The sequence below is a fragment of the Thiobacillus sp. 65-1402 genome, from assembly GCF_001897685.1.
GTDB lineage: Bacteria > Pseudomonadota > Gammaproteobacteria > Burkholderiales > Thiobacillaceae > Thiobacillus.
Genome location: NZ_MKUG01000162.1, coordinates 1 through 8921 on the forward strand (window position 1 = coordinate 1; position 8921 = coordinate 8921).

An 8921-nucleotide genomic window follows, 5' to 3' on the forward strand; every position below is an offset into this window, starting at 1 on the left:
GCGCAATATCTGCTCAAAATAAGTGGCGCGTTCGTAATCCGCGGTGCCGCACTCGCCCGCCAGCTGGCCGAGGGTGTCGACATAGCGGTCGTACAGCCGTTCGTGCGCATCGCCGCGCGCCAGCAGGCGCAACAGCAGTTCGTTGAGATAGAACCCGCACATCAGCGCGCGGCCCTGCGGCGCCAGCAGCCCGCCCTGCCATTCCGCCGCATGCAGGGTCTTCAGCTCGGACTTGCCGAACCACGACAGCAGCAGCGGGGTGAAGGGCTGCATCAGCCCGCGCAGCATGGATGCCGGGCGGCGCGCGCCGCGCGCGATCAGCGCCACGCGTCCGTGGCTGCGGGTGAACGCTTCCGCCACCACGCTGGTTTCCTTGAAAGGATAGGTGTGGAGGATGAAGCCGGGCTCGTTGTTGATGCGGGCGTCGCTGGACATCAAGTATCCGTTATCCGCGAAGAAGCGCGAAGAAAATCATTGGAGATGCGGACCCTTCATGCACGATGCTTTGATCTTGCCGTTTTTGCCTTTCTTCGCGCTTCTTCACGTACTTCGCGGATAAAGGTTTAATCGATCCCCAGCGTCTTCAGCATCCGCACGTCGTCGGCCCAGCCGCCCTTCACTTTCACCCAGACCTCCAGATACACCTTGCTGTCGAACGCGCGCTCCATGTCGAGCCGCGCCTGGGTGGAGATGGTCTTGAGCTTTTCGCCGCCCTTGCCGATGACGATGGCCTTGTGGCCGTCGCGGTCGACTAGGATGGTGGCGAAGATGCGGCGCAGGTTGCCTTCCTCCTCGAACTTGTCGATGGTGACCGCCACCGCGTAGGGGATCTCCTCGCCGCACAGACGGAACACCTTTTCGCGGATCAGTTCGGCGGCCAGCTGGCGTTCGGTCTGGTCGGTGACGTCGTCCTCGTCGAACAGCGGTGGGTTCTCCGGCAGATGCGCCTGCAGGGTTTTCAGCAACTCGTCGAGATTGCTGCCCTGCTTGGCCGATACCGGCACGATCTCAGTGAAGGCATGCGCGGCGGCGACTTCCTGCAGATAAGCCATCAGCGCGGCACGGTCCTTGGCGTAGTCGATCTTGTTGACCGCCAGGATCAGCGGGCGATCCTTGGGCAGCAATTCCATCACCTGGCGGTCCTCCCGTGTCAGCCGCCCGGCTTCGACCAGCATCATCACCACGTCGGTGTCCGACAAGGTTTCGCGCACCCGCTTGTTCATCGCGCGATTCATGGCGCTGCCGTGACGCGTCTGGAACCCCGGGGTGTCGACGAACACGAACTGCGCTTCGTCGGTGGTGTGGATGCCCATCACGCGATGGCGCGTGGTCTGCGCCTTACGCGAGGTGATGCTGATTTTTTGCCCGACGATGCGGTTGAGCAGGGTCGACTTGCCAACGTTGGGGCGACCGACGATGGCGATGAGGCCGCACTTGAATTCACTCATTTTTGCAATGCATCGCACGCCTGGCGTGCGGCCTCCTGTTCGGCGGCGCGGCGGCTCTTGCCGACGCCGCGCGTGCTGAGCGCCGGTTTGGCCAGCACGCACTCGACGATGAAACTCTGGTCGTGCGCCTCGCCCTGGGTCGCGACCAGCTGATACTCCGGCAGCGGCAGCCGGCGCGATTGCAGCATTTCCTGCAGCTGGGTCTTGGCATCCTTGCCCGAAGCCTTGGGATCGATTTTCGCCACCAGCGGATCGAACAGGCCGCGCACGACGCATTGCGCCTGGTCGAACCCTGCATCCAGAAAAATCGCGCCGAACAGCGATTCCAGTGTATCGGCCAGAATCGAGGGGCGGCGAAAGCCGCCGCTTTTGAGTTCGCCTTCGCCGAGGCGCAGGACATCCCCCAGCCTCAGGGAAACGGCAATATCAGCCAGCGTTTCCTGCCGCACCAGGTTGGCGCGCAGGCGCGACAGGCTGCCTTCGGGCAAATCGGGAAAGGCGTCGTAGAGCGCGCGGGCAACCGAGCAGTTCAACACCGAGTCGCCGAGAAACTCGAGCCGCTCGTTGTTGAGCGCGCCGTAGCTGCGGTGCGTCAGCGCCTGGGTCAGGAGTTCAGGACGGCTGAAGGTGTAACCCAGCGCCTGCTGCAGGCGCTGGTTCAACAAGGCGTTACTCAATCTGGGCAGGGGCGGCGCTGGGGTCGCTGCTGGCGCTGAAATCCACCACCAGGCTGACATTGCCGACGAGCTTGGAGCGGAATTCATAATTGGCGGAAACCACCGGGATGCCGCCGCGGCGATCGATGCTGAGGTCTTCCGGCTTGACCACGGAGACATAGCCCACGTTGGCGCGCTTGGTAAAATCATTGCGCAGCTCGGCATTGCTTTTCGACCTGAAGTCGGGCTCCTGCGCCATCGTGGCGAGAATTTTCTTCACCGAGAAGAACTCGACGTAAGCAGGCACCAGCTTCATCGCCAGCACGGCCACAGCGACCAGCACGATGGCGACGAACAGGAAGCCGATCATGCTCAGGCCGTGTTGTTGAAAAGGTGTGGAACGGGTGCGCTGCATGGTGTCTCCTTATCGAATGACGGTGCCGATGCGGCCGAAATCGTCAAAGTTCATCCAGATGAAAAAGGCCTTGCCGACGATGTTCCTGTCGGGGACGAAGCCCCAGTAACGGCTGTCGTTGCTGGCATCGCGATTGTCGCCCATCATGAAATAGTGGCCTGCCGGAACCTTGCAGGTAAAGCCTTCGCCCTCGGCATTGTAGGAGCAGTTTTCGCGGTAGGGGAAGTCCGTCACCTGGGGCGGATAGACCGCGGGCTTGCCCGGCTCGGTCATCATGGCGTGGCCGACGCCATTGAGGCGCTCGTCGTACACCATGGCGGTGATGTAGTTGAGGCCGTTGCCGACGTAGCTATAGGTGCCGGTGTTGGCGCTCGGCACCGGCTGGCCGTTGACGACGAGCTGCTTGTTGCGGTATTCGACCACGTCGCCCGGCACGCCGACCACGCGCTTGATGTAGTCGAGGCCGGGGTCGGCCGGGTAGCGGAACACCATGACGTCGCCGCGCTCGGGGTTGTTCAGCTGCACGACTTTCTTGTTGAGCACCGGCAGGCGGATGCCATAGGTGTATTTGTTGACCAGGATGAAGTCGCCGATCAGCAGCGTCGGCATCATCGACCCGGACGGAATCTTGAACGGCTCGACCAGGAAGGAACGCAGCGCGAACACCACCAGAATCACCGGAAAGAAGCTCTTGGCGTATTCGACCAGCAGCGGCTCCCTGGCGTCCTTGTCGCGGCTGCGCTTGAGCAGCAGCGCGTCGAGCAGCCAGATGCCGCCGGTGACGGCCAGCGCGATGAAAAGGATGAGCGCGAAATTCATGTTTATTTGTCCGAGACCTGGAGGATCGCAAGGAAGGCTTCCTGCGGGATTTCGACGTTGCCGACCTGCTTCATGCGGCGTTTGCCGGCCTTCTGTTTTTCCAGCAGCTTCTTTTTGCGCGAAATGTCGCCGCCGTAGCACTTGGCGAGCACGTTCTTGCGCATCGCCTTGACGTTCTCGCGTGCGATGATGTTGGCACCGATCGCCGCCTGCACCGCCACGTCGAACATCTGGCGCGGAATCAGTTCGCGCATCTTGGCTGCAAGTTCGCGCCCGCGGTACACGCTGGTGGCCCGGTGCACGATCAGCGACAGCGCATCGACTTTTTCATTGTTGACCAGGATGTCGAGCTTGACCAGGTCGCCCGGCCGGAATTCCTTGAATTCGTAATCGAGCGAGGCATAGCCGCGGCTGGTCGATTTCAGCTTGTCGAAGAAATCCATCACCACTTCGTTCATCGGCAGGTCGTACACCAGCATCACCTGCTTGCCGTGGTACTGCATGTTGATCTGCATGCCGCGTTTCTGGTTGCACAGGGTGATGACGTTGCCGACGTATTCTTCCGGCACGAAAATCGTCGCGGTGATGATGGGTTCGCGGATTTCCTCGATCTTCGACGGCTCCGGCAGCTTGGACGGGTTCTCGACGTTGAGCATGGTGCCGTCTTTCAGCACCACTTCGTACACCACCGTCGGCGCGGTGGTGATGAGATCCATGTTGTATTCGCGTTCCAGCCGCTCCTGCACGATGTCCATGTGCAGCAGGCCGAGGAAGCCGCAGCGGAAACCGAAGCCCAGCGCCTGCGAGACTTCCGGCTCGAACTGCAGCGCGGCGTCGTTCAGCTGCAGCTTGGTCAAGGCGTCTCTCAGCGCCTCGAAATCATGCGACTCGATCGGATAGAGTCCGGCGAAAACCTGCGATTGCACCTTCTTGAAGCCAGGCAAGGGTTCGCCGGCGGGGCGGTCGATCAAGGTGATGGTGTCGCCCACCTGGGCGGATTTGAGTTCCTTGATGCCGGCGATCACGAAGCCGACTTCGCCGGCGGAAAGCTGCTCACGGTCGACCGATTTGGGCGTAAACACACCGACGTGCTCGGTCAGATGCTGCGCGCCGGATGCCATGAAGCGGATCTTGTCCTTCGGGCGCAGGACGCCGTCGACCACCCGCACCAGCATCACCACGCCGACGTAGTTATCGAACCAGGAATCGATGATCAGCGCCTTCAGCGGGGCGCTTTCGTCGCCGCGCGGCGGCGGCACCTGCCTCACCACCACTTCGAGAATCTCCGCAATGCCGATGCCGGTCTTGGCCGAGGCACGCACCGCATCGGTGGCATCGATGCCGACGATGTCCTCGATCTCTTCCGCCACCCGGTCGGGGTCGGCCGCCGGCAGGTCGATCTTGTTCAGCACCGGGATGACCTCGACGCCAAGGTCGATCGCGGTGTAGCAGTTGGCCACCGTCTGCGCTTCGACCCCCTGCGAGGCATCGACCACCAGCAGCGCGCCCTCGCAGGCCGACAGGGAACGCGACACTTCGTAGGAAAAGTCGACGTGGCCGGGGGTGTCGATCAGGTTCAGGCGGTAGACCTGGCCGTCCTGCGCCTTGTAGGTGAGCGCGGCGGTCTGCGCCTTGATGGTGATGCCGCGCTCCTTTTCCAGGTCCATCGAATCGAGCACCTGCGCCTCCATCTCGCGTTCGGACAGGCCGCCGCAGTGCTGGATCAGCCGGTCGGCCAGGGTGGACTTGCCGTGGTCGATGTGGGCGATGATGGAAAAATTGCGGATCAGGTTCTGGGACACAACAAAACGGGCACGTTTCCGTGCCCGGCAAGGGATGCGATAACTTGCAGAATTTTAACGGATTCCAGGGCCTGCCGACACCAATTTCGCAGCCGCGACGGGGCCGCGCCGGGACTCAGCCCGCGACAAAGGGCGGGCCGAGTCGGCCCATCCCTTCGAGTTGCCGCGAAAAAGCATCCGCCAGGCTCTATGGGTGGGCACGCAGCCATGCCTGAAATGCGGGCAGATCAAGCTGATGGCGGCAAATCTCGGTGTCGCCGTCGAACAGCAGCGGCACGTCCCAGCCGTATTTCTGCTTGAGCGACGGATCGCCATCGACGTCGACGAGGGTCAGCCGATGTCCGGCTCCCGCGATCAGCGTGCCGACTGCCGCCTCCATGTCCTCGCACAGCGGGCAGCCCACGCGCGTGTATAGCAGCAACAGCGGTTCACTCACCTGAGATCTTCAGCGGAATGTACAACGAGCCTTCGCCGCGCCGTACCAGGATTGCCGCGCTCTTGCCAACCGGCACTGCAGCGATGGCCTTGCGGAACGCATCCACGTTGGCCACCTTGCTGTTGTTCACCGCCAGGATGACGTCGCCGGTGCGAATGCCGGCCCGCGCCGCATCGCCGGTGGCATCCACGACCAGCACGCCGTGGTCGAGCCCGAGTGCGCGGCGCTGTTCCGCGCTCAACTCGGACAAGGCCAGCCCGCCGCGCGAAAAGGTTTTTCCTTCAGTGCCGGCCTGCTGGGTTTCAGCCGGCAACTCGGTCAGCACCACGCTCAGCTGCTGGGCCTTGCCTTTGCGCCAGACCTGCAGCGGGATTTTTACGCCTGGCTTGGTCATGCCGACCATCCGCGGCAGGTCGCCGGAGTTTTCCACCGCCTTGCCGTTGAATTCCAGAATGACATCGGCGGCCTGCAGCCCCGCCTTGTGCGCAGGGCTGTCCTCCTGCACCTGCGAGACCAGCGCGCCGCGCGGGCGATCCAGGCCGAAGGACTCGGCCAGGTCGGCGGTCACCTCCTGGATCACCACGCCGAGCCAGCCGCGCGACACCTTGCCGCTGCTTTTCAGCTGCCCCACCACCTCCATCGCCACGTCGATCGGAATCGCGAACGAAACCCCCTGGTAGCCGCCGCTGCGGCTGTAAATCTGCGAATTGATGCCGACCACTTCGCCCTTCATGTTGAACAGCGGGCCGCCCGAATTGCCGGGGTTGATCGGCACATCGGTCTGGATGTAGGGCACATAGCTTTCCGACGGCAGCGAACGCCCCTTGGCCGAGACGATGCCTGCGGTGACCGAGTTTTCGAAGCCGAACGGCGAACCGATCGCCGCCACCGCCTCGCCGACGCGCAGCCGGGTGGGATCGCCCAGCTTGACGGCGGGCAGCTTGTCAGCGGTGATCTTGATGACGGCCACATCGGTGCGGGTGTCGGCCCCCACCACCTTGGCGGTGAACTTGCGCTTGTCGATCAGCTTGACCACGACCTCGTCCGCATCCCTGACCACATGCGCGTTGGTCAAAATATAGCCATCGCTGCTGACGATAAAACCGGAGCCCGCGCCGCGTGCGGGGATTTCCTGCATGGGACCGCCTTGCCCGCCCTGCCCGCCCGGCCCGCCGGGGAAGAAGCGGCGGAAAAACTCCTGCATGTCCTCTTCGTCGGGAACCGCGAACGGCAGCCCCTCCGGTCCGCGCTTCACCAGTTTGGTCGTGCTGATGTTGACCACTGCCGGACCCTGCTTTTCAACCAGATCGGCCACATCCATCACGTCTTTTGCCAGCACCGGTGCCGACAAGGCGAACACCAGCGCGGTCGCTGCCCAAGCTGTTCTCATCATGGCTGTCCTTTCATCATGCGAAACCTGAAATCGTCTTCACGTCTGAGCACGACCGGGCGGGCCGCCCGGCCGCCCCGCGCGGCCAGCCAGCCGGCCGCTCCGCCGAGCAGCATGCCGACCAGCGCGGAGCCGTCGCCGGGCCGGATTGCCTGTGCCAGCAGCGCGCCCGCCAGCATCAGTCCCAATGGCAGGCCATAGGCACGCAATGCGCTCTTGAGCACGCTGCCACGGGCAATGCCGACCACGACACGGTCGCCTGGAGCCAGCGACAAATCGCAGTCAACCAGGAAATGCCGCGGTTTGCGCTGGAACAGTTCGGCGATGCGGCGCGATGAGCACCCCTGCCCGCCGCAGGTGCCGCAGCCCGACGGCTCGACCGCCTGCACCCAGATGCCGTCCGATGCGGTTTTGACGACTTCGGCGGTTTGTTCCAGCATGGCGGCGCCTACTTCCTTTTCACCGAGTTGCCTGTTTCGATCAAGGCCATGCTCGGCACTTCGCCCAGGGTCGTCACGCTATAGCCGTCGACCTCGCGCGCATAGATCCCGATCGCGCCTTCGGCCGACAGCCCCTGCAGGCGCTGTGCCTGGGGATCGGCCGGCTCGACGAACATCGACAGCACGCTCAGGCCATCCGAAAACACCAGATGGGTGACCGGCGCCGGTTTGCCCGGCAGGGCGCGCACCGCCTCCTGCACCCGCTCGAATCCCGGTGGCGGCGTCACGCTCCAGGCCACCGCGGCCGGTTTGTCGAGGCTGGCTTTCTGGATGCGCTTGCCCGTCATGTCATTGCGGAACAATTGGACGTCGAGCGCCTTGCCGATCTGGATTTCGGAAAACACGAACATCGACACCACGCTGCCATTGCCGTTGACTATGCGCGACTTGAGCGGCAACCCGGTCTGCTTGTCCAGCCACAGGCTGAATGCATAGCGATAGCCGTCGCGCGGCTCCAGCGTCACCACCTGGCAGGGACGTCCCGCCACGCGCTCGGTTCCGGCAAGCGTCGCCTCGTAGTAATCGAGCAGGCCGGCCGGCCGGGCAGGCAGCAAGGCGGGGAAGAAACGCCGCGGAGCGTTGCGCTCCAGCCGCACGCTCTTGCCGTCCGGCAAGTGACAGTAGACGTCGTTGTTGATACGCAGGAACTGGCGCGGCGTACCGTCCATGACTTCGACTTTTTCCAGTTCGCCCGTCGCATCGGTGCGGTGCAGCACGCGCAACACCTCGACGTGTTCGCCATGGTGATACACGTAGACGCCGCTGTAATTCTGCTGCTTCGCCGCAGCGGCGGCACGGTTGAGCCATTCGAGCGCAGCGTCCGCCCGAACCGCCCCGGAAAACGCCATCAGTGCGGCAAAGCCCAGAATCTGCCAGCTTTGCCGCCAGACAAGCAGCGCCCGCATCAGCGCGGCTCCACCACAACCGCCACCGTGCGCTGGTAGGGCGACGCCACCGCCATCGGGGCGAATTCCTGATGCGCGACGAGATAGGGGGCCAGACGGGCATCGTCGCGCGCCGCAACCGGCGCCTGCGCAGCTTGCTGGAAGGCCGGCGCAGGCGCCGCCGCCATCGGTGCAGTGGCCGGCGCCTGCGGCATCAATCCGGTCAGCGAAATTGCGCCCCATACGGCAAGCGAGGCAAACGACGCCACCGCCACCCGTTGCGGCCACACGCTGCGGCGCGGCGCGAGCACGGTCGGTTCGGCCGCCAGTTGCGTTGAGAAGCGCGCCATGAAGTCGTCCTGGAGCGGCGTCGCGCCGCGCATCAGGTCGCCTATCAAATGGTATTCGGACCAGGTTTTCCGCAAGGCGTCGTCGCGTTTCAAAGCCGCGATGCAGGCCTCGGTTTCAGTGCGCGCCGCCTCGCCGTCGAGCGTAGCGGACAATATCAGCGGCATACCGCCGGTCTGCTCGGCCTGGGAGGGGATGTCTGGTTTGCGAAGTGCTGACATGG

11 protein-coding genes are annotated in these 8921 nt (G+C 63.7%); all 11 read right to left on the reverse strand.

What is annotated here, in order from left to right:
• Nucleotides 1-435: DNA repair protein RecO (recO, locus tag BGO62_RS12250; RefSeq protein ID WP_296642836.1), on the reverse strand; the 435-nt coding region annotated here is incomplete at its 3' end.
• Between the two features lie 128 nt (nucleotides 436-563).
• Nucleotides 564-1448: a GTPase Era gene (gene era, locus BGO62_RS12255; protein ID WP_296642838.1), complete on the reverse strand. Its 885-nt coding sequence runs from the start codon at nucleotides 1446-1448 to the stop codon at nucleotides 564-566.
• Entirely contained in the window at nucleotides 1445-2125 is a 681-nt protein-coding gene (rnc, locus tag BGO62_RS12260; RefSeq protein WP_296642841.1) for a ribonuclease III, read from the reverse strand. Before rnc ends, era begins: the two co-directional genes overlap by 4 nt.
• On the reverse strand, nucleotides 2118-2519 hold the full coding sequence (locus BGO62_RS12265) for a DUF4845 domain-containing protein (protein ID WP_296642843.1): 402 nt from the start codon (nucleotides 2517-2519) through the stop codon (nucleotides 2118-2120). The genes rnc and BGO62_RS12265 overlap by 8 nt, the downstream gene beginning before the upstream one ends.
• Before the next feature lie 9 nt (nucleotides 2520-2528).
• Nucleotides 2529-3338 carry a signal peptidase I gene (gene lepB / locus BGO62_RS12270; protein WP_296642844.1) on the reverse strand — a complete coding sequence of 270 codons (810 nt, stop codon included), beginning with the start codon at nucleotides 3336-3338 and terminating at the stop codon, nucleotides 2529-2531.
• Between the two features lie 2 nt (nucleotides 3339-3340).
• Nucleotides 3341-5140, reverse strand: a complete 1800-nt coding sequence (lepA, locus tag BGO62_RS12275; RefSeq protein WP_296642848.1) for a translation elongation factor 4 — start codon at nucleotides 5138-5140, stop codon at nucleotides 3341-3343.
• 187 nt (nucleotides 5141-5327) lie between these two features.
• The gene (locus tag BGO62_RS12280) at nucleotides 5328-5576 is read right to left on the reverse strand and encodes a glutaredoxin family protein (RefSeq protein ID WP_296642850.1); all 249 of its coding nucleotides are present in this window, start codon (nucleotides 5574-5576) and stop codon (nucleotides 5328-5330) included.
• The gene (locus BGO62_RS12285; protein WP_296642853.1) at nucleotides 5569-6969 is read right to left on the reverse strand and encodes a DegQ family serine endoprotease; all 1401 of its coding nucleotides are present in this window, start codon (nucleotides 6967-6969) and stop codon (nucleotides 5569-5571) included. The genes BGO62_RS12280 and BGO62_RS12285 overlap by 8 nt, the downstream gene beginning before the upstream one ends.
• On the reverse strand, nucleotides 6966-7406 hold the full coding sequence (locus BGO62_RS12290; RefSeq protein ID WP_296642856.1) for a SoxR reducing system RseC family protein: 441 nt from the start codon (nucleotides 7404-7406) through the stop codon (nucleotides 6966-6968). The genes BGO62_RS12285 and BGO62_RS12290 overlap by 4 nt, the downstream gene beginning before the upstream one ends.
• An 8-nt stretch (nucleotides 7407-7414) precedes the next feature.
• On the reverse strand, nucleotides 7415-8371 hold the full coding sequence (locus BGO62_RS12295; protein ID WP_296642858.1) for a MucB/RseB C-terminal domain-containing protein: 957 nt from the start codon (nucleotides 8369-8371) through the stop codon (nucleotides 7415-7417).
• Nucleotides 8371-8921 (reverse strand): sigma-E factor negative regulatory protein (locus BGO62_RS12300; protein ID WP_296642860.1); only part of this gene is annotated, 551 nt, incomplete at its 5' end. The genes BGO62_RS12295 and BGO62_RS12300, both read right to left, overlap by 1 nt.

Excerpts from the sequence above, each read along its gene's own strand:
- era (WP_296642838.1), bottom strand. The coding sequence starts at position 1,448 with ATGAGTGAATTCAAGTGCGGCCTCATCGCCATCGTCGGTCGCCCCAAC.
- BGO62_RS12265 (WP_296642843.1), bottom strand. The coding sequence starts at position 2,519 with ATGCAGCGCACCCGTTCCACACCTTTTCAACAACACGGCCTGAGCATG.
- lepB (WP_296642844.1), bottom strand. The coding sequence starts at position 3,338 with ATGAATTTCGCGCTCATCCTTTTCATCGCGCTGGCCGTCACCGGCGGC.
- BGO62_RS12285 (WP_296642853.1), bottom strand. The coding sequence starts at position 6,969 with ATGATGAGAACAGCTTGGGCAGCGACCGCGCTGGTGTTCGCCTTGTCG.
- BGO62_RS12290 (WP_296642856.1), bottom strand. The coding sequence starts at position 7,406 with ATGCTGGAACAAACCGCCGAAGTCGTCAAAACCGCATCGGACGGCATC.
- BGO62_RS12295 (WP_296642858.1), bottom strand. The coding sequence starts at position 8,371 with ATGCGGGCGCTGCTTGTCTGGCGGCAAAGCTGGCAGATTCTGGGCTTT.